The sequence below is a fragment of the Aeromonas sp. FDAARGOS 1414 genome, from assembly GCF_019047065.1.
In the GTDB taxonomy this organism is placed as follows: domain Bacteria; phylum Pseudomonadota; class Gammaproteobacteria; order Enterobacterales; family Aeromonadaceae; genus Aeromonas; species Aeromonas veronii_A.
This window is the reverse complement of the sequence record NZ_CP077210.1, coordinates 3,101,563-3,119,217: the sequence shown is the minus strand read 5'-3', so window position 1 is coordinate 3,119,217 and position 17,655 is coordinate 3,101,563. Positions and strand designations below refer to the sequence as shown.

General features: G+C 61.4%; 19 protein-coding genes. 9 read left to right on the top strand and 10 right to left on the bottom strand.

Annotated elements, in window-relative coordinates:
* The first annotated feature begins 76 nt into the window (after positions 1–76).
* The gene (dapA, locus tag I6L44_RS13975; protein ID WP_216952146.1) at positions 77–949 is read left to right on the top strand and encodes a 4-hydroxy-tetrahydrodipicolinate synthase; all 873 of its coding nucleotides are present in this window, start codon (positions 77–79) and stop codon (positions 947–949) included.
* A 78-nt stretch (positions 950–1,027) separates the two neighbouring features.
* On the opposite strand, the gene I6L44_RS13970 is transcribed toward dapA, so the two are convergent.
* On the bottom strand, positions 1,028–1,996 hold the full coding sequence (locus tag I6L44_RS13970) for an inorganic triphosphatase (protein WP_216952145.1): 969 nt from the start codon (positions 1,994–1,996) through the stop codon (positions 1,028–1,030).
* Positions 1,997–2,165: 169 nt separating this feature from the next.
* Between I6L44_RS13970 and I6L44_RS13965 the strand changes: the two genes are divergently transcribed.
* Positions 2,166–2,846 carry a TIGR00153 family protein gene (locus I6L44_RS13965; RefSeq protein ID WP_005340244.1) on the top strand — a complete coding sequence of 227 codons (681 nt, stop codon included), beginning with the start codon at positions 2,166–2,168 and terminating at the stop codon, positions 2,844–2,846.
* A gap of 25 nt (positions 2,847–2,871) precedes the next feature.
* A complete protein-coding gene (locus I6L44_RS13960) occupies positions 2,872–4,137 on the top strand; it encodes an inorganic phosphate transporter (RefSeq protein WP_216952144.1) in 1,266 nt (421 codons plus the stop codon).
* 91 nt (positions 4,138–4,228) lie between these two features.
* Here I6L44_RS13960 and I6L44_RS13955 read toward each other — a convergent pair whose 3' ends face one another.
* Together I6L44_RS13955 and metB are read right to left on the bottom strand one after the other, a co-directional pair.
* A complete protein-coding gene (locus I6L44_RS13955; protein WP_216952143.1) occupies positions 4,229–6,685 on the bottom strand; it encodes a bifunctional aspartate kinase/homoserine dehydrogenase II in 2,457 nt (818 codons plus the stop codon).
* Positions 6,685–7,857, bottom strand: coding sequence for a cystathionine gamma-synthase (metB, locus tag I6L44_RS13950; protein WP_216952142.1), 1,173 nt, complete (start codon positions 7,855–7,857; stop codon positions 6,685–6,687). Before metB ends, I6L44_RS13955 begins: the two co-directional genes overlap by 1 nt.
* A 220-nt stretch (positions 7,858–8,077) precedes the next feature.
* Between metB and metJ the strand changes: the two genes are divergently transcribed.
* The 3 genes from metJ (at position 8,078) to I6L44_RS13935 (ending at position 9,588) form a co-directional block, all read left to right on the top strand.
* A complete protein-coding gene (gene metJ / locus I6L44_RS13945; RefSeq protein ID WP_005343046.1) occupies positions 8,078–8,401 on the top strand; it encodes a met regulon transcriptional regulator MetJ in 324 nt (107 codons plus the stop codon).
* A gap of 41 nt (positions 8,402–8,442) precedes the next feature.
* Positions 8,443–9,165 carry an AraC family transcriptional regulator gene (locus tag I6L44_RS13940; protein WP_216952141.1) on the top strand — a complete coding sequence of 241 codons (723 nt, stop codon included), beginning with the start codon at positions 8,443–8,445 and terminating at the stop codon, positions 9,163–9,165.
* Between the two features lie 84 nt (positions 9,166–9,249).
* Positions 9,250–9,588 carry a tRNA-binding protein gene (locus I6L44_RS13935; RefSeq protein WP_216952140.1) on the top strand — a complete coding sequence of 113 codons (339 nt, stop codon included), beginning with the start codon at positions 9,250–9,252 and terminating at the stop codon, positions 9,586–9,588.
* Positions 9,589–9,657: 69 nt separating this feature from the next.
* Here I6L44_RS13935 and I6L44_RS13930 read toward each other — a convergent pair whose 3' ends face one another.
* Positions 9,658–10,929, bottom strand: coding sequence for an aromatic amino acid transport family protein (locus I6L44_RS13930; protein ID WP_216952139.1), 1,272 nt, complete (start codon positions 10,927–10,929; stop codon positions 9,658–9,660).
* A 243-nt stretch (positions 10,930–11,172) separates the two neighbouring features.
* On the opposite strand from I6L44_RS13930, the gene I6L44_RS13925 reads away from it, so the two are divergent.
* Positions 11,173–11,370, top strand: coding sequence for a hypothetical protein (locus I6L44_RS13925; RefSeq protein WP_216952138.1), 198 nt, complete (start codon positions 11,173–11,175; stop codon positions 11,368–11,370).
* Here I6L44_RS13925 and cysQ read toward each other — a convergent pair.
* Both cysQ and nudE read right to left on the bottom strand, forming a co-directional pair.
* Entirely contained in the window at positions 11,367–12,179 is an 813-nt protein-coding gene (gene cysQ, locus I6L44_RS13920; protein ID WP_042053272.1) for a 3'(2'),5'-bisphosphate nucleotidase CysQ, read from the bottom strand. The two genes, I6L44_RS13925 and cysQ, sit on opposite strands and share 4 nt — an antisense overlap.
* A 37-nt stretch (positions 12,180–12,216) precedes the next feature.
* A complete protein-coding gene (gene nudE / locus I6L44_RS13915) occupies positions 12,217–12,825 on the bottom strand; it encodes an ADP compounds hydrolase NudE (RefSeq protein WP_005340262.1) in 609 nt (202 codons plus the stop codon).
* Positions 12,826–12,969: 144 nt separating this feature from the next.
* Here nudE and yrfG point away from each other — a divergent pair, with 144 nt between their 5' ends.
* A complete protein-coding gene (yrfG, locus tag I6L44_RS13910; RefSeq protein WP_216952137.1) occupies positions 12,970–13,650 on the top strand; it encodes a GMP/IMP nucleotidase in 681 nt (226 codons plus the stop codon).
* Positions 13,651–13,735: 85 nt separating this feature from the next.
* Here the strand turns inward: yrfG and I6L44_RS13905 are convergent, their stop codons facing one another.
* The 4 genes from I6L44_RS13905 to I6L44_RS13890 all read right to left on the bottom strand — a co-directional run bounded on the left by I6L44_RS13905 (position 13,736) and on the right by I6L44_RS13890 (position 16,401).
* A complete protein-coding gene (locus I6L44_RS13905) occupies positions 13,736–13,948 on the bottom strand; it encodes a hypothetical protein (RefSeq protein ID WP_005340264.1) in 213 nt (70 codons plus the stop codon).
* A gap of 178 nt (positions 13,949–14,126) precedes the next feature.
* On the bottom strand, positions 14,127–14,465 hold the full coding sequence (locus tag I6L44_RS13900) for a DUF1294 domain-containing protein (RefSeq protein ID WP_216952136.1): 339 nt from the start codon (positions 14,463–14,465) through the stop codon (positions 14,127–14,129).
* Positions 14,462–15,052 (bottom strand): sugar O-acetyltransferase, encoded by a 591-nt coding sequence (locus I6L44_RS13895; RefSeq protein WP_216952135.1) that lies wholly within the window; start codon positions 15,050–15,052, stop codon positions 14,462–14,464. Before I6L44_RS13895 ends, I6L44_RS13900 begins: the two co-directional genes overlap by 4 nt.
* Before the next feature lie 86 nt (positions 15,053–15,138).
* On the bottom strand, positions 15,139–16,401 hold the full coding sequence (locus tag I6L44_RS13890) for a DUF4010 domain-containing protein (protein WP_216952134.1): 1,263 nt from the start codon (positions 16,399–16,401) through the stop codon (positions 15,139–15,141).
* A 217-nt stretch (positions 16,402–16,618) separates the two neighbouring features.
* Here I6L44_RS13890 and I6L44_RS13885 point away from each other — a divergent pair, with 217 nt between their 5' ends.
* Positions 16,619–17,620, top strand: coding sequence for a sulfate ABC transporter substrate-binding protein (locus I6L44_RS13885; RefSeq protein WP_216952133.1), 1,002 nt, complete (start codon positions 16,619–16,621; stop codon positions 17,618–17,620).
* Positions 17,621–17,655: the final 35 nt, after the last annotated feature.

The window sequence follows — 17,655 nt, the reverse complement described above, 5'->3', positions numbered from 1 at the left end:
CTTCAAACCCCGGTTGCGCACATCGTACCGGGGTTTTTTATTGCCATATGCGCGTCATTTAGGAGAAGGAGATCCCATGTTTCAAGGTTCAATCGTTGCGTTGATCACCCCGTTTCGACAGGGAAAGCTGGATGAAGAGGCGCTGCTGCGTCTGGTGGAGTGGCATATCGAGCAGGGCACTCACGGCATTGTGCCGGTGGGCACCACGGGGGAAAGTCCGACCCTGACCCACGACGAGCACTGCCGGGTGGTGGAGCTGGTGGTCAAACAGGTCGCTGGCCGTATTCCGGTGATTGCCGGAGCGGGCTCCAACAATCCGGTCGAGGCGATCGAATATACCCAGTATGCCGAGCGGGTGGGCGCCGATGCCACCCTGCATGTGGCCGGTTACTATAACCGTCCCAATCAGGAGGGGCTCTACCACCACTTCAAGGCGGTACACGACTCCACCGCCAAGCCGATCATCGTTTACAACATTCCGCCGCGCGCCATCGTTGACGTGCAACCGGCGACCCTGGCCCGTCTGGCCGAACTGCCGCGCATTGCCGGGGTGAAAGATGCCACCGGCGACTTGGCCCGCCCCTGGACCGAGCGCCAGCTGATCAAAAAGCCCTTCGCCTGGCTCTCCGGTGAAGATGCCACTGCCGTGGCCTACAACATCGGCGGTGGTCAGGGCTGTATCTCTGTGACCGCCAATGTGGCCCCCAAGCTGGTAGCCGAGGTGCAGAACCTCACGCTGGCTGGCAAGTGGCAAGAAGCGCGTGAGCTGCAAGACAAGCTGATTCCGCTCCATCAGGCGATGTTTGCCGAGCCGAGCCCGGCTGGTGCCAAATATGCCGCTTCCCTGCTCGGTTTCTGCAGCGAGGAGTGCCGCCTGCCGGTGATGCCGCTGTCGGAGGCGACTCGCGAGCGCATTCGCAGCGCCATGCAGCAGCTCAACCTGCTGTAATGCAAAACGGGTGAGCCAAGGCTCACCCGTTTTGTTTTTGGCTTTTGTTTCTGGCCTTTATTTACGACATCGCCCCACTCAGGCTGCGTGATGCAGCCAGGCGGCGATGGCCAGCTGCAACTCGACATACGCCGGATAGAGGAAGAGATCGGCCAGTTCGGCAGGCCACTCGTTTTGCTCGTCCGATTGGGCTTGCAGATGGGCGTGCAGGCTGGTCAGAGCTGGCAGCCAGGGTGCGGGTTGTGGCAGCGCGGCCGCACTGCGGGCGACCAGATCGATCCCCTGGCACAGGGCTGCGAGTGCCTGCTGTTGAATGCCTTTATCCTGAGGATGCTCCAGCCTGAGCTGCTCGTGATGCTGCCAGTGGCGCAGCCCCTCGCTTACCCCCGTTATGCGATCCATACCTTCATGTTCGACCAGCGCCTGCAGGGCCAGCGGTTTGCCAAGACCAGCCAGTCGATAGCCGCGCTGGGCCTTGGATTGGGCGCCAAGGCGCAGCCCGCCGCTCCTGGCGAGGCGTTGGGCCAGTGCAAACAGCGCCACGGTGGCACCGGATTTGAGCTCCAGTTCCAGCTCGTTGATGGTGGTGCTGCCCTGACTGCCGACTATCTCTCCCTGATCCCAGGCCAGCTCAATCTCGGCCCCCTCGAAGGCGATCAGCCAGTGGCGGCGCAGGAAGTCGGTGCGAAACTGGGCGACCAGCTGCTGCTGAATGTGGTCTCGCTCGGTCAGGGTCGGCCAAATCTCATCGGGAAAGGCCGCGAGGGTCGGCAGATCGCCGCTCACGGGGGCGTTGTACTCGGGTCTGGCGTGCAGGCCGCCCACCACCTGACCGCGGCATTTGATGGTCTGCTCGGCGAAGGTGTCGCAGCGGCGAATGCGCAGTCCCATCTCCAGCTGGCGTAGAGCCAGGGTCGGCGTATCGAAATAGACGTTGCCGAGCTGCTGTTGTGACGATTCTTTAATCTCAAGAGAATTCAGCAGGTTGGATAACTTGGCTTGAATGTCGCGGGCGACAAAAAACTTTATCTCGATCTCAGTTTGCATAGTCATTCCGGGCTGGCAGGCAACTTTGGGGAGCAGGATTCGGGTCGCGGGGATATAATGCCCGCGAGACGACTAGATTAATTCGCGGTTTAATTGAGGGCGCAGTTCGGTTACCATGCGCGCCTCATAAAATCGTATCGAGTGTTTTTTCACCGACACAGGTTTGGCCATGCCAGTAAATACTATTTTGGGGCTTTTTGCCAAGTCCCCCATCAAGCCGCTGCAGAAGCATATCGTCAAGGTTCACCAGTGCTCCCAGCAGTTGGTTCCTTTCTTTGACGCCGTTGCCGAAGACCGTTGGGAAGATGCCGAGAAGATCCGGCAGCAGATCGCCCAACTGGAAAAAGAGGCAGATACCCTCAAGCGTGAAATCCGTCTGAAACTGCCTCGCGGCCTGTTCCTACCGGTTGCACGTACCGACCTGCTGGAGCTGTTGACCCAGCAAGACAAGATTGCCAACCGTGCCAAGGATATCTCCGGCCGCATGCTTGGTCGTCGCATGGAGTTCCCCGCCGAAATGCGGACGGATTTCATGGCTTACCTCAAACGTTGTATTGATGCGACCGCTCAGGCCGAGAAAGCGATCGGGGAGCTCGACGAGCTGCTCGAGACCGGCTTCAAAGGACGGGAAGTGGAAATGGTTGCCGAGATGATCCACCAGCTGGATCTGATCGAGGACGATACAGACACCATGCAGATCGGACTGCGCCAACAGCTGCAAGCGGTTGAGCACAATTACAATCCGATCGATGTGATGTTCCTTTACAAGATCCTCGAATGGGTAGGTGACCTGGCAGATCAGGCCGAGCGCGTAGGCGCCCGTCTGGAACTGATGCTGGCTCGTTCGTAATCGACTGACTGGGTAAACACTACTAATGGACATTATCGCGAATTACGGCACCACTCTGGTGCTCGTGGCGGCCTTGTTCGGCTTTTTGATGGCTTGGGGCATTGGCGCGAATGACGTGGCCAACGCCATGGGAACATCGGTCGGCACCAAATCCCTGACCATCCGTCAGGCGATCATCATTGCCATGATCTTCGAATTTGCCGGCGCCTATCTGGCCGGTGGCGAAGTGACGGCCACCATCCGTAATGGCATCATCGACAGCAATGCGTTTGTCGATAGCCCGGACCTGCTGGTGCTCGGCATGATCGCCTCCCTGCTGGCGGCAGGCGCCTGGTTGATCCTCGCCTCCTACTTCGGCTGGCCCGTCTCTACCACTCACTCCATCATCGGCGCCATCGTCGGTTTTGCGGTGGTGAGTATTGGCCCGGAAGCGGTGCAGTGGAGCAAGTTTGGCGGCATCGTCGGCTCCTGGGTCATCACCCCTGCCATCTCAGGTATCATCGCCTACTTCATGTTTATCAGCGTGCAGAAGCTTATCTTCAACACTGATGATCCCCTGAACAACGCCAAGCGCTATGTACCGTTCTACATGTTCCTGACTGCGCTGGTGATCTGTCTGGTGACCATCAAGAAGGGGCTGACCCACGTCGGTCTTCACCTGAGCGATGGCGAGGGCATTCTGCTCTCCATCGCCATCTCCATCGCAGTGGCGTTTGCCGGCTGGATCTACATTCGCGGCCAGAAGTACAACCCGCAGGATGACAGCAAGATGCACTTCGCCAACGTGGAGAAGGTGTTCGGCATCCTGATGGTGATCACCGCCTGTGCCATGGCCTTTGCCCACGGCTCCAACGACGTGGCCAACGCCATTGGCCCGCTCTCTGCGGTGGCCTCTATCGTGGCTTCCGGTGGCGAGATTTCCAGTCAGGCAGCCATTGCCTGGTGGATCCTGCCGCTGGGCGGTATCGGTATCGTGATCGGTCTGGCGACCATGGGCGAGAAGGTGATGGCGACGGTCGGTACCGGCATCACTCACCTGACCCCGAGCCGTGGCTTCGCCGCCCAGTTGGCGACTGCCGCGACCGTGGTGATTGCCTCCGGTACCGGTCTGCCCATCTCCACCACCCAAACCCTGGTCGGTGCTGTGATGGGGGTCGGTCTGGCGCGCGGGATTGCGGCGCTGAATCTGGGGGTACTGCGCAACATCGTGGTCTCCTGGATCATCACCCTGCCTGCCGGTGCCATCCTGGCTATAGCGATCTTCTACGTGCTGCAGGCCTGCTTCTCCTAATCGAAGCGGCATTCAGCAAAAAGCCCGAGTCATCGACTCGGGCTTTTTTATTGTGCGCGGGAGTGAATGTTGCTCCCTTTGCATATTTCCCTTAGAGGCTGGCGCAGATCTGCCACAGATCGTACTGGATAGCGGCGGCGGTCACTTCCCGGCCCGCCCCCGGCCCCTGGATCACCAGCGGGTTGGTGCGGTAACTGTCGCTCTCGATGGCGAAGATGTTGTCGCACGGCAAGAGGTTGGCAAACGGGTGGTGGGGCTCCAGCGCCTCCAGTCCGACCCGCGCCTTGCCGTCATGCTCGAAGCGGGCCACGTAGCGCAGCACCTTGCCGAGGCGCTTGGCCCCTTCGAAGGCGGTCTGGATCGGGCCATCCAGCTCTTTCAGTCTGTCCATGAACTGATCGGCTGTCACCTTGCGCAGCGGGACGGGCACCAGATTCTCCAGCTCGATATCGGCGGAGTCGAGCTCAAAGCCTGCTTCCCGCGCCAGAATAAGCAGCTTGCGCCGCACGTCCTGACCGGAGAGATCCTCGCGGGGATCCGGCTCGGTCAGGCCGTGCTGCCACGCCTCGTCCACCAACTCGGAGAAGGGGCGGGTGCCGTCATACTGCTGGAACAGCCAGGAGAGGGTGCCGGAGAAGATGCCGGAGACCCCCTGAATGCGGTCGCCGCTCTGGCGCAGCATCTGGATGCTGGACTGGATTGGCAGCCCGGCTCCCACGGTGGCGTTGTAGCGCCACTGCACCTGATGGTCACGGCAGGTTTGCTTGATGCGCTGGTAGAACTCGCTGTCGGCGGCACCGGCAAACTTGTTGGCGGCGATGATATGAATGCCGAGCTGGGCAAAATCCGGATAGTAGCGGCTCACCGTTTCGCTGGCGGTCATGTCCAGCGCAACCAGTGCATCAAAGCCGTGCTGTTCAAGCTGGGAGAGCAACTCCGGCCAGATCAGCGGCTTGGGATTGAAGTTGTCCTGTACCTTCAGGGGGTTGAGCCCCTCTTCATCGAGCAGGCCCCCTTCCGAGCTGAATACCCCGTAGAGGGTGAGCGCCAGATTGAGTTCATGTTCCAGCCGTGCCTTTTCGCGGGCGTAGAGGCTCAGCCAGTGGCCGCCGATATTGCCCTTGCCGAACACCACCAGTCCAACCCGGGTCGGGCGGCTGAAGAGGGCGCTGTGCAGGGCGATGAGCAGCGGCTCCAGCACTACCTGACGCAGCACCGCCACCAGACTCAGGCCATCTCGGGCCACCTGTACGAACTCCAGCGGTTGATCCGCCAGCAGCTGATAGAAGCGGTGACACTGCTCCGCGTTGTCGGTGACCCCGGCTCCGACCAGCGCAACCAGACTGAACCCCTCTTTTTGGATGAGGCCGGTGAAGCTCCCTTGCAGCTGGAAGTCGCGCAGCAGCTCGAAGGCGCCCTGTGCCACCTCGAGGGTGTAGGCGAGGCGCAGGATCCGGCGATCCGGCTGGCGCTGCAGGGTGAGCGGGTTGAGGCGGTGACGGGCCAGATGGGCCTCGATGGTGGCCACCGTCTGCTCATAGTTGGTCTGCGGCAGCACCTTCAGCTCGATGAGGGCGATCTGATCCACCGAGGAGACGATGCGGGCGCCGCCGGAGCGGGGGGCGCGGCGCAGGATATGGGTACAGCCCTCGTCCGGGTTGTAGCTGCAGCGCAAAGTGAGGCGCTGGCGGCTGTCGGCCACAGGTTGCAAGGTGCGCGAGTGCAATACCGAGGAGCCAAGACGGGCCAGCTCGTTGGCTTCCGCGAGGCTCAGGCGCTCCAGCAGGCGTGCTTCTTTCACCCGACGCGGGTCGGCGCTGTAGACCCCGGCCACGTCGCTCCAGATGGTGGTGGATTCGCCGTCCGCCAGCAGCGCCAACAGGCTGGCGCTGTAGTCGGAACCGTTGCGGCCGAGCAGCAGGGATCGCCCCTCCATGTCGGCAGCGATAAAGCCGGTCACAACGATGCGACCGGCATGCTCCGCAAGTCGCGCCTTGAGCAGCTCGCTGGAGAGCGCAGTATCCACCTTGACCAGAGCGCCATCCTCGGCACGCAGGAAGCTGCGGGCATCGAGCCAGATAGCCTTGTCGCCGCGGCTGGTGAGCAGGGCAGCCAGCAGGCGCGCCGACCACACCTCGCCAAAGGCGAGCAGGCCGTTGCGGGCGAAGCGGTCAAACTGCCCCTCAAGCGTCTTGGCGATCAGCTGCATGTCGTCGGCCAGCTGCTTGCTCAGATCGAGCTGCAGTTCACCTTCCAGCAGGCCGTCGATCAGCCCCTGCTGATAGGCGTGAAGGGCGGAGATAGCTTCACCAGCGGCTTCATCACCTGCTTCGGCCAGCTCCACCAGCTGGATCAGGCGGTTGGTGGTCTTGCCGGCGGCGGAGACTACGATCAGTTCATCCCCACCCACCTGTTGTTCAACGATGCTGGCGACCCGGCGATAACAGACCGGATCCGCCAGACTGCTGCCACCGAATTTGTGGACGTGACGTCGCTTCAAGCCTGCTTCTGTTGCCACCGCGATCTCTCCTTGTTGCTGCTGTTCCATTACTTCGCTACCTGTTCTGCCTGCTGCGCCTGTGCAAAAGCCTGTGCCAGATCGGCCACCAGATCTTCACCGTGTTCAATACCGACCGACAACCGCAGCAGCTGGGCGCTGATACCTGCTGCCTGCTGCGCGACCGGGGTCATGGCCCTGTGAGTCATGCTGGCCGGATGGGCCACCAGACTCTCCACTCCGCCGAGAGACTCGGCCACCGAGAAGAGGGCGAGGGCCGCGAGGAAGGCGCGAATGCCTGCCTCGCTGCAATCGAGTTCAAAACTTAGCATGGCGCCGAAGCCGGACTGTTGACGGCGCGCAATATCGTGGCCCGGATGGCTCGGCAGGCTGGGGTGATAGATGCGTTTCACCAGCGGCTGCTGTTGCAGGAAGGCGAGGATGCGATCGGTGTTCTCCTGATGGGTGCGCAATCTGGGGGCCAGAGTGCGCAGGCCGCGCAGGGTGAGGTAGGAATCGAATGCCCCGGAGGTGAGCCCCAGACAGTTGGCCCACCACACCAGCGACTCGGCCAGTGCGGCCTCCTTGGCAATCGCCACCCCGCCCACCACGTCTGAGTGACCGTTGATGTACTTGGTGGTGGAGTGCACCACCACATCGGCACCAAGTGCGAGCGGCTGTTGCAGCAGGGGGGAGAGGAAGGTGTTGTCCACCACTACCTGTGCACCCACCTCGTGGGCGGCGCTGGCGATGGCGCTGATATCCACCACCCGCAGCAGCGGGTTGGAGGGTGTCTCGACCCATACCAGCGCAGGTTTTTGCGCCAGCGCGGCGGCCAGTGCGGCCTCATCCCCCTGATCGACAAACTGCACCCGGTAGTGGCCCTTGGCCGCCAGATACTCGAACAGGCGCCAGGTGCCGCCGTAACAGTCGTGAGGGGCAATCAGCAGATCCCCAGCCTTGAGCAGTGCTGTGGTGACCAGATGGACGGCGCCCATGCCGGTGCCGGTGACCACGGCGCCAGCGCCCCCTTCCAGCGCCGCCAGCGCGTTCGCCAGATTGGTGCGGGTCGGATTGCCGGAGCGGGCATAATCGTATTGACGGGGCTCGCCAAAGTCGGCAAAGGTGTAGTTGCTGGAGAGGTAGATGGGGGGCACCACGGCACCGTGTTGCTGGTCTGTCTCAATCCCGGTGCGAACCGCTAGGGTGGCCTTGTGGGTCATGTTTCTCTCCTTGATCTCTCTGGACGGTGGCCGCTCTTCCTGCCACGCTGCTTTTGCCACACGCAATCGTGCCAATGCTGGCATCATGATGAACCACACTACGCCAGCTTAAAAAGGCCGTCAACACTTCTAGACGTCTAAATGGCTTTGCTGTTGGATTGCCATTAATTTCCTTAAGGGTTAAAATCCGCGCTCACGGCTAAATGAGAACAGGTGAGTCATGGGAACAGAGTGGAACGGCGACTACGTCAGCCCCTACGCGGAACACGGTAAGAAGAGCGAACAGGTCAAGAAGATTACCGTCTCGATCCCGCTCAAGGTGTTGAAAGTGTTGACCGATGAGCGCACCCGCCGTCAGGTGAACAACCTGCGTCATGCGACCAACAGCGAGCTGCTCTGTGAAGCCTTCCTGCACGCTTTCACCGGCCAGCCGCTTCCTTGCGACGAAGATTTGCGCAAGGATCATCCGGACAGCGTCCCTGCCGAAGCGCGCGCCATCATGGAAGCGCTGGGCAAAGAGATCGAAGATTTCGACAAGGAATAACCCCCAATGACGCGGCCCTGGCCGCGTCATTGCTATCTGCCATGTCCCGCTTCAGCCTGCGCCACTATCACCACCATGTCTGCAGCCATAGTCACGACTTTGCCCAGCTGGTGATCCCCCTCGACGGCCCCCTCGAGATCGAGGTGCAGGGCCGGGGGCGCAGGCTTGCCCCCGGTTCTGCCTGCATCATCGCCCCCGGTGAGCGACACGACTACGCCGCCGATCCTGCGCTTTCGTTTCTGGTGCAGGAGAGCGACTGGCTGCCCGGCGATCTGGCAGCTCACCCCTTTATCGAGCTGGATGAGCCCCAGCGCCACTACCTCGCGTTTCTGCACCGCATGGTGGCCGAAGGGCGACAGGTGGCGGGCATGGAGCAGGTGTGGCTCTCCCTGCTGGCTGAAGGGCAGGGGATGCAGAGCGCAGCCACGCCGCGTCTTGCCGCCCGCATCCTCAAGGTGCAACGCCATATCGATGCCAACCTCGCCGCCCCGCTGACCAATCAGCAACTCGCCGCCATCGCCTGCCTTGGCCAGAGCCAGTTCAAGCTCGCTTTTCGCCAGCAGTTGGGGATGAGCGTCTCCCACTACATTCGCAGTCGGCGCATGGCGCTGGCGTGTACCCTGCTTGCCTGCACGCAGCTGCCCGTCGGCGAGATTGCCAGCCGTTGTGGTTACCAGAATCAGGGGGCCTTCAGCGAGCGCTTCCTGGCCGAGACCGGGCTCATTCCATCCCTCTGGCGCCAACAAAACGGCCGCCTGCCGTAACGAAACGGCTGATCGCCGAAGACGGGATGCTCTCTTTGGGCCATGCTGCGGGTCATGCAAGGTGCACGATAAACTGGAGCCGAAATGGAGACGATTAGCTGGCAGGATTTCGAGATGGTGGAGTTGAGGGTGGGTACTCTGGTGCGGGTCGAGCCGTTCCCTGAGGCGCACAAACCGGCCTACAAGGTGTGGGCGGATTTTGGCCCCGAACTGGGGGTTCGCAAGAGCAGTGCCCAGATCACCACCCTCTACCAGCCAGAGCAGCTGGTGGGCCGCCAGATCATCGCCGTGGTCAACTTCCCGACCAAGCAGATAGGGCCGTTTCAGTCGGAGTTTCTGCTGACCGGTTTCTACCGGCCAGATGGCGCCGTGGTGATGGCCATTCCCGAGCAGGCGGTGGAGAACGGCGCCAAGCTGGGCTGAGTTCACGCCCGAACAGAGACAAGAGAGGCGACCCCGGGGTCGCCTCTCTTTGTTATCTGCTGCGAGTCGTTACTTCAACAGGCTGAAGATCAGCGCCGATACCGCCAGCGAACCGGTCAGCAGGATAAAGCCGTTGGTCCAGCCGTTACGGAAGCGGGCCAGCGCCTCCACCTTATAGATGGCAATCACCGGCATGATGAACAGGATCATGGCGATGACCGGGCCGGAAAGGGTCTCCATCAGCCCCAGAATACCCGGGTTGATGACGGCGGCACCCCAGATAGAGAAGAACATCAGGGCGATACCGACTTTGTCCGCCTTGGCCAACGGCAGGCCGGTGGGCTTGGCGATCAGGCTTTTCAGGCTTTCGCGGGCACCGAGGAAGTGGCCGAGGAAGGAGGAGCTGATGGCGATAAAGGCAATGAGCGGCCCCAGAGTCACGATCACCGGGTTGTCTGTGATGTTGGCGAGATAGGAGAGCACAGAGACGTTCTGGGCTTTGGCTTCGGCCAGCTGGGCTGGCGAGAGGCTCAGCACGCAGGAGAAGACGAAGAACAGCACGAAGCCCACCAGCATCACAGTGGTGTTGCGCAGGATCAGGCCGCTCTTGGCTTCCGCCTGCTCGCCATATTCCCGACGCTGCACGTTGGCAAAGCCGGAGATGGCGGCGGCGTGGCTGAAAGCGAACACGGTGACCGGCAGTGCCAGCCAGACGGTATTGAGGAAGCTGACCCCTTCAAACGCCGTCACTTCCGGCCATTGCCACTGGGGAATGAGGTAGCAGGAGAGCGCCGCCAGAATGGCCGCCAGCGGATAGACCATAAAGGCGAAGGCGCGCAGCATCGCTTTCTCACCCGCCAGCATCACGGCGATCATGGCAAACACCAGCACGCCGGAGAGCATCACCCGATCCGGGGTCGTCATGCCGAGCTGGTTGACCATAAAGCTCTCCACCGTGTTGGTCAGGCCGACCCCGTAGATGAGCAGGATCGGGAAGATGGAGAGGAAATAGAGCGCCGAGATGAGGCGACCGGCCATCTTGCCGAAATGCTCCTCCGCCACTTCGGTGAAGTCGGCGTGGGGGCGTGAAGAGGAGAGCACGAAGCGCGCCAGTCCGCGGTGGGCCAGGAAGGTCATGGGGCCTGCCAGTACCGCGACGATGACGAGAGGCCAGATGCCGCCCAGACCCAGATTGATAGGCAGGAACAGGATGCCGGCGCCAACGGCGGTGCCAAACAAGCTGATAACCCAGTGGGTGTCGTGACGGCGCCAGCGGGTGATGCTGGCCGTGGTGGAGCAGGAACCGGATAGCTCCTTGGTAGCCTCTACAGATAAACTCATTACTAATTCACTTTTTGTTAGTGTTTTAATCTGAGTTCATTGTGGTTTATCGGGATTTAATTCTCAAAAAGCGAGACTGAAACATATCACTGCCATTGCGGGGTTTAGCCAGCGAGATTGGGAATGGAATCTGGTTCACAGAATGGAACAAAACTGATATTGGTGATTTTTGTGAAATATAAAACCAAAATTTGATCTACTATCATTTTTTTATTTTGGCTAATCAGGTGTTTTCAGGATTACGTGAAAAATCGCACCATTTCTCGCCGACCGATTGTGATGTTTCACTATCATTTTGCCGCTTTGCCAGCGTATCACGCTGTTCAAGAGCGCCTTGACCAGCGGATCAAACCGGCCATCACCCTGGGCAACTTCCCTGAAAAAGCAGGCGGCCATCGGGCCGCCTGCTTGTCTGGTGTGATGACATCGCTATCCGCCTAGTGGGCCAGAATGCTACCCCAGGCGAGATCCGGATCCCCCATCACGATAAAGTCCGGGTTCTCCAGCGACTCGGTTTCGTTGTAGCTGAGTGGCTGCAACGCCAGGCTGAGGATACGGCCACCGGCCGCCTCGACGATGCACTGGGCGGCGGCGGTGTCCCACTCGCCGGTGGGGCCGAGTCGCACGTAGCAATCGGCCGCTCCTTCCGCCACCAGACAGGATTTGAGGGAGCTGGAACCAAGCGGGATCAGCTCGTAGTTGATGGCCGGGTTGAGGCGGCGGGTGAGGTTCTCCAGCTTCTGGCGGCGGCTGATGGCGACCACCAGCGAGTCGGGCTGGTCATGCTCGTGATGCATAGCGCTGATGGGCAGTACCTCGCCATTCACCTCCTTGAAGGCGCCGTAGCCGCGCACCGCCCAGTAGAGCACGTTGGACTCGGGAGCATAGATGACCCCGAGCACCGGCACATTGTCCCGCACCAGGGCGATCAGGGTGGCAAAGTCGCCGCTGCCCGCGATAAATTCGCCGGTACCGTCGAGGGGATCCACCAGCCAGTACTGCCGCCAGTTGGATCGCTGGCTGAAGGGGATGTCGGCCGCCTCTTCGGTCAGCACGGGAACGTGGGGAGTGAGCGCCGAGAGCGCCTGTTTGAGGTAGGCATCGGCAGCAAGATCGGCACTGGTGACCGGGGTCGCATCCTCCTTCAGCTGACGCTCGAACTGACCGCCATGATAGATGTCGTGAAGGATCCTTCCGGCTTCGCGGGCAATCTCCTTGACCCCCGGCACCCAGGCCAACAACTCCTGCATCTCGTTATCCTCTGTCTGTTAACTGCCCGTCTGCGGGCTACTCTGCCTGCTCCGCCAGCCACTTTTGGGCCAAGAGCAGGGCACTGATGCTGCGCGACTCGGTGAAGTCGGGTCGCGCCAGCAATTCGTCGATCCGGTTCAGCGGCCAGGGGATCACTTCCAGCGGTTCGGGCTCGTCGCCGATCCGCTGCTCGGGGAAGAGATCCCGCGCCAGCAAAATGTCCATCCGGCTGGAGAAGTAACCGGGCGCCAGCGACACCTGCTTGAGCAGGGTCAGGCTGTTGGCGCCAAAGCCCGCCTCCTCCATCAGCTCCCGGTTGCCCGCTTCGAAGGCATCTTCGCCCGGGTCGATCAGCCCCTTGGGGAAGCCCAGCTCGTAGGAGTGGGTGCCGGCGGCATATTCGCGCACCAGCAGCAGGGTGTGGGCATCGAACAGCGGCACCACCATGACGGCGCCCCGGTTGCCGCCGCGCATCCGCTCGTAGACCCGCTCTTCGCCGTTGGAGAATTTGAGGTGTAGCGATTCCACCTTGAACAGTCGGCTCTCGGCGACGATATCGGCCTTGAGGATCTCCGGTTTGCTCTTGGGGTGATCCAGTTGGTCGGCTGAGATGTGCTCGGGTTTGCTCTTGTGGGGGTCGCTCATCGGACGCTGGCTGCTCGTTAAAAAATCGTGCTTCAAGAGTAAACGACTCTCACACCGAACACCACGGGCCAGGGATGGCAAAGGGGGAGGAAAAATCCGTTATACTGCCGCCCCGTTTTCCGAGATCCGCGATCAAGAGGCCCGATGCCACACTCCTGCTCCACCACCTTGCCATGGCGCCAGATAGATACCGTCTTGCTCGATATGGATGGCACCCTGATCGATCTGCATTTTGACAACCACCTCTGGCAGCAGCTGGTGCCGGAGCGTTACGCCGAGCGGCTCGGTCTGCCGCTGGATGAAGCCAAAGCGCAGATCGACGTCCACTATCACGCCGTCAACGGCACCCTCAACTGGTACTGCGTGGATTACTGGAGCGAGACCCTGGGGCTCGATATTCGCGCCCTCAAGCAGGAGCTGCTGGCGAAGATCCAGTGGCGTCCCCATGCCATCCCTTTTCTGGCCGAGCTGCGCGCCGCGGGCAAGCAGCTGGTGCTTTTCACCAACGCTCACCCCGCCAGTCTGTCGGTGAAGGATGCGCAACTCGGTCTTGCCGACCATCTGGATCTGATGGTGAGTACCCACGAGCTGGGCTGGTCGAAGGAGAGCCAGCACTGCTGGCAGGCGCTGGCCGAGCGGCTGGCGTTCGATCCGGCCCGCACCCTGTTTGTGGATGACAGCGAGCGGATCCTCCGGGCTGCCGCCGACTATGGCATCGGCTATCAGCTGGCGATCCAGAATCCGGATAGCTGCAAGCCGGAGCAGAGCATCACCGCTTTTCCGGCGATCCGCGATTATGCGGAGTTGCTGCCGCTGGCAATCTGAATTTGCTGAAACGAGAGAGGGCTGCATCATGCAGCCCTCTTTCTTTGATTTGAATTTTGGTTATCTGACGCCTGATGGCGAAAAATCACAGCTCCCGAAACGGGCGCCGTTTCTCTTCCTCGATGACGATCGCCTCCAGATTGGCGATCCTCTCCTGCAATTCTCTGATGATCATATCCTGCTTGCCGAGGCGGTCGGTGATGCGGGCATCCCCCATCTGATAGCGGGCCCGCTTGCCGAGATATCCGAACAATACGCTGATAAAAACGATCAGGACTATGCCTGTCCACATGGTCATGTCACGACTCCTTGTCGTTATAAATACAGTCGTCATAAACGGCGAAAACGCTGATGGGATCCGTTCTGTTTTCTCATAGCCGCCAATTGGCCGCAATGGGGCCCGTTTCGCCTTTGTGATGCAGTTGGCTATTGCTGCCAGAGCGGGCGGCCAAGCCACCACCTTGTTACCCGGGTGGCTATTGCTGCCAGAGAGGGCGGCCAAGCCAGAGTCCCCACAGGGTGAGGTGCAGCAGCACGATAAACCAGAAGACCAGCCGGTAGCTGCGCTTCTGGGTCTTGTGACGCAGCCACTGGCGGGCCACCAGTGCCCCCGGCCAGCCGCCGCACAGCTCCAGCAGATGGAGCCTCGATTCGGGAATGCGCCATTCACCGCGCACCGCCTGCCGCTTGTCCCAGGCGTAGGCGACTACCGTGAGCAGGCTCATGAAGAGCAACACGGCCAGCGGCCACCACTGCTGCTCGCCGAGGCCGAGCCAGAGGGCGGCGCCCAGTGGCAGCAGTGCCAGCGCCATCACTGGGCCAGCTCCCAGCAGCGCTCCTCATCCTGCTTGAGTTTGCGGATCACCTTGGCCGGATTGCCCACCGCCACCGAGTCGGCCGGGATGTCGCGGGTCACCACGGCGCCCGCGCCAATAATGGATCGCGGCCCTATGGTGACGCCGGGGCAGATGATGGCGCCGCCGCCAATCCAGCAGTCGTCACCGATCCGCACCGGCTTGTTGTAGGCAGTCCAGTTCCGTCGTTCCAGATAGTTCATGGTGTGGGTGGCGGTGTAGATCTGCACGTTGGGGGCCAGCAGCACATGGCTGCCGATATGCACTTCGCCCACGTCGAGAATGGTGACGTTGAAGTTGAAGAAGGTCTTCTCGCCGATATGGATGTTGCGGCCGAATTCGCAGGTAAACGGCGTGCTGATCCAGCAGGAGTCGGGGCAGTGGCCAAAGAGCTCGCGGCAGATCTGCTGGCGCAGAGGGGCATCGCCTGCAGGTGAACCATTGAGCCGGGCCAGCTGCGCCTGACCGCGGATCCGGTCGTTGGCTATCTCCTCGCTCTGGCTATCCAGTGCCCCGCCAGCCAGTACCTTGTCCCAGTCGCTCGCCATTGCTACCTCCTCATGCTGCAAGAGCAGGCAGTATACGTGACTGTCAGGGGCGCCGTCAGTCTGTCACTTGTTGCAGGTGATCCCCGTCAACCTGCGGGCCAGACGAGGGGCAGGATCAGCAGGGCCGAGATGAAGTAAGGGAGCAGCACCCGCAGCCCCAGACTGCGACCGCCGATACCGAGGGCCAGCAGCCCCTTCACCAGCGAGTTGACCAGCCCGGCGAGCAGGATGCCGCGGGCGGCCACCTCCAGCGCCAGCTCCTTGTGGGAGAGCTGGGAGAGCGACAAGGTGATGGCGTCCACGTCGGTGATCCCCGACACCAGCGCCAGCAGGTAGACCCCGGAGTTGCCCACCTTGTCTTGCAGCAGGGTGGCCATAAAGCCGATCAGCGCCAGCAGCAGGCCGAACTTGATGGCGGTGGCAAGATCGAGCGGGTTGCTGGTTTCCGGCTGCACCGGGCCGTCAGTCAGCTCCTCGCGCTGACGCCAGAACCAGAAGGCAAAGCCGTAGACTGTGGTGGCCAGCAGCAACAGGGGGGCGATGAGGCGCATCGCCAGTTCGCTGTGAATGAGCAGCACCAGTACCAGCAGCCGCAGCCACATGGTGGCCCCTGCCAGCAGGATGCCGGTAGCCAGCAGTCGCTCCAGCCCGCCCTGCTCCTTGTTGAGACGGGCGAACTGCAGGGTGAGAGCGGTGGAGGAGGCCAATCCCGCCAGTATGCTGGTGAGCACCAGCCCAGCGCGGGTGCCGAGCAGCCGCACCGCGAAGTGGCCACAAAACGAGATGCCGGCGATCACCACCACCATCAGCCAGATCTTGAAGGGGTTGAAGGCATCGAGGGGCCCCATCTCCTCGTTGGGCAGCACCGGCAGCAGCACCAGCGAGATAAGCAGAAAACGCAAGGTGGCGTGGAACTCGGTTTCGCTCAGAAACAGCATCCCCTGCTGGATCTTGCCCTTGAGCCCCATCAAGAGGGCAGCCAGCACGGCGCAGGCGACCGCCTCGCTCGGGCTCAGCAGCACCGACATCAGCCCCAGCAAATAGGTGAGCAGCATGGCGACCGAGCTGGTGAGGCCGAACTCCCCCTGCCAGCGTTGGGCCAGCCAGACCGAGAGGCCACAACCGATCACCACCGCCAGCAGGCCGAGCAGCGGCAGCCAGGGGCCCAGGGTGGGCAGCAGCAAACCGCACACCCCGCCGAGCAGGCCGATAAGGCCGTAGGTACGCATCCCGGCGATGCGCTGGTTATCCCCCAGCTGGCGCACCTGCCAACCCCGCTCCAGCCCGATGATAAGGCCGATGGCCAACGAGACCAGGGCTCCGTTGACCGGTTCTGCATTGATCCACATAACGACTTCCTTTTCGTCATCTGCCTGCCTTGTTCCCATGATGGCACAGCGAGCAAGGGGCCAGAGGGGCATGGCTCACAGAGTCTGCGTCCGGCTCCCGGTGCGGGTGGCTGAGTTGATATGAGCAAAAGAGATAAGCAAAGAGTTATTTCTTTCTTCTGGGCATAACAACTCCACGGCATGCTGTTCTCAACCCAACAAGATATGGAGAATCACCATGAAACTGCGAATGACCGCCCTGACCCTGCTCTCTCTGCTGGCATTTGGTCAGGCCAATGCCGCCGAGATCCGCCTGCTCAACGTCTCTTACGATCCGACCCGCGAGCTGTTTCAGGAGTACAACGCCGCCTTTGCCAAGGAGTGGAAGGCCAAAACCGGCGACGACGTGGTGGTGAGCCAGTCTCACGGTGGCTCCGGCAAGCAGGCCCGTGCTGTGGTGGATGGACTGGAGGCCGACGTGGTATCGCTGGCGCTGGCCTACGATGTCAACGCCATCGCCAAGGCGGGGCTGACCGCTGCCGACTGGCAGAGCCGCCTCGGCAACAACGCCTCGCCCTATACCTCCACCATTGTCTTCCTGGTGCGCAAGGGCAATCCCAAGCAGATCAAGGATTGGGATGATCTGGTGCGCAAGGATGTCGCCATCGTGACTCCCAACCCCAAGACCTCCGGCGGGGCACGCTGGAACTATCTGGCCGCCTGGGGCTATGCCCTGAAGAAGAGCGGCAGTGAAGAGGGGGCCAAGCAGTTTGTCGGCGATCTATTCAAGAACGTGAAGGTGCTGGACTCAGGCGCCCGCGGTGCCACCACCAGCTTTACCGAGCGCGGTCTCGGTGACGTGCTGCTGGCGTGGGAGAACGAAGCCCTGCTGGTGCTTGGTCAGGCGGGGGCCAGCGACAAGTTCGAGCTGGTGGTGCCTTCGGTCTCCATTCTGGCGGAGCCGCCGGTCGCGGTGGTGGACAAGGTGGCCAAGAAGCACGGTACCGACGCGGTGGCCAAGGCCTATCTCGATTATCTCTACTCTGACGAGGGGCAGCATATCGTCGCCAAACATCACTATCGCCCCAGCAACCCGGCGATCCTGAAGGAGACGGCAGCCCAGTTCCCGCAGCTTGCCTTCTTTACCGTCAAGGATCTGGAAGGGGATTGGGAGAAAGCCCAGAAGAAACACTTCGCCCAGGGCGGTCTGTTTGACCAGATCTATCAGCCGGGTCGTTGATAGCTTCGTTATCCATCACTGAACTGGCCCCTGTG

Coding starts and splice junctions, on each gene's coding strand:
- I6L44_RS13940 (WP_216952141.1), top strand. CDS start 8,443: ATGTCCCGCTTCAGCCTGCGCCACTATCACCACCATGTCTGCAGCCAT.
- metB (WP_216952142.1), bottom strand. CDS start 7,857: ATGACCCACAAGGCCACCCTAGCGGTTCGCACCGGGATTGAGACAGAC.
- I6L44_RS13960 (WP_216952144.1), top strand. CDS start 2,872: ATGGACATTATCGCGAATTACGGCACCACTCTGGTGCTCGTGGCGGCC.
- I6L44_RS13935 (WP_216952140.1), top strand. CDS start 9,250: ATGGAGACGATTAGCTGGCAGGATTTCGAGATGGTGGAGTTGAGGGTG.
- I6L44_RS13955 (WP_216952143.1), bottom strand. CDS start 6,685: ATGGAACAGCAGCAACAAGGAGAGATCGCGGTGGCAACAGAAGCAGGC.
- I6L44_RS13905 (WP_005340264.1), bottom strand. CDS start 13,948: ATGACCATGTGGACAGGCATAGTCCTGATCGTTTTTATCAGCGTATTG.
- yrfG (WP_216952137.1), top strand. CDS start 12,970: ATGCCACACTCCTGCTCCACCACCTTGCCATGGCGCCAGATAGATACC.
- I6L44_RS13930 (WP_216952139.1), bottom strand. CDS start 10,929: ATGAGTTTATCTGTAGAGGCTACCAAGGAGCTATCCGGTTCCTGCTCC.
- I6L44_RS13890 (WP_216952134.1), bottom strand. CDS start 16,401: ATGTGGATCAATGCAGAACCGGTCAACGGAGCCCTGGTCTCGTTGGCC.
- dapA (WP_216952146.1), top strand. CDS start 77: ATGTTTCAAGGTTCAATCGTTGCGTTGATCACCCCGTTTCGACAGGGA.
- I6L44_RS13965 (WP_005340244.1), top strand. CDS start 2,166: ATGCCAGTAAATACTATTTTGGGGCTTTTTGCCAAGTCCCCCATCAAG.
- I6L44_RS13895 (WP_216952135.1), bottom strand. CDS start 15,052: ATGGCGAGCGACTGGGACAAGGTACTGGCTGGCGGGGCACTGGATAGC.
- nudE (WP_005340262.1), bottom strand. CDS start 12,825: ATGAGCGACCCCCACAAGAGCAAACCCGAGCACATCTCAGCCGACCAA.
- I6L44_RS13885 (WP_216952133.1), top strand. CDS start 16,619: ATGAAACTGCGAATGACCGCCCTGACCCTGCTCTCTCTGCTGGCATTT.
- I6L44_RS13970 (WP_216952145.1), bottom strand. CDS start 1,996: ATGCAAACTGAGATCGAGATAAAGTTTTTTGTCGCCCGCGACATTCAA.
- cysQ (WP_042053272.1), bottom strand. CDS start 12,179: ATGCAGGAGTTGTTGGCCTGGGTGCCGGGGGTCAAGGAGATTGCCCGC.
- metJ (WP_005343046.1), top strand. CDS start 8,078: ATGGGAACAGAGTGGAACGGCGACTACGTCAGCCCCTACGCGGAACAC.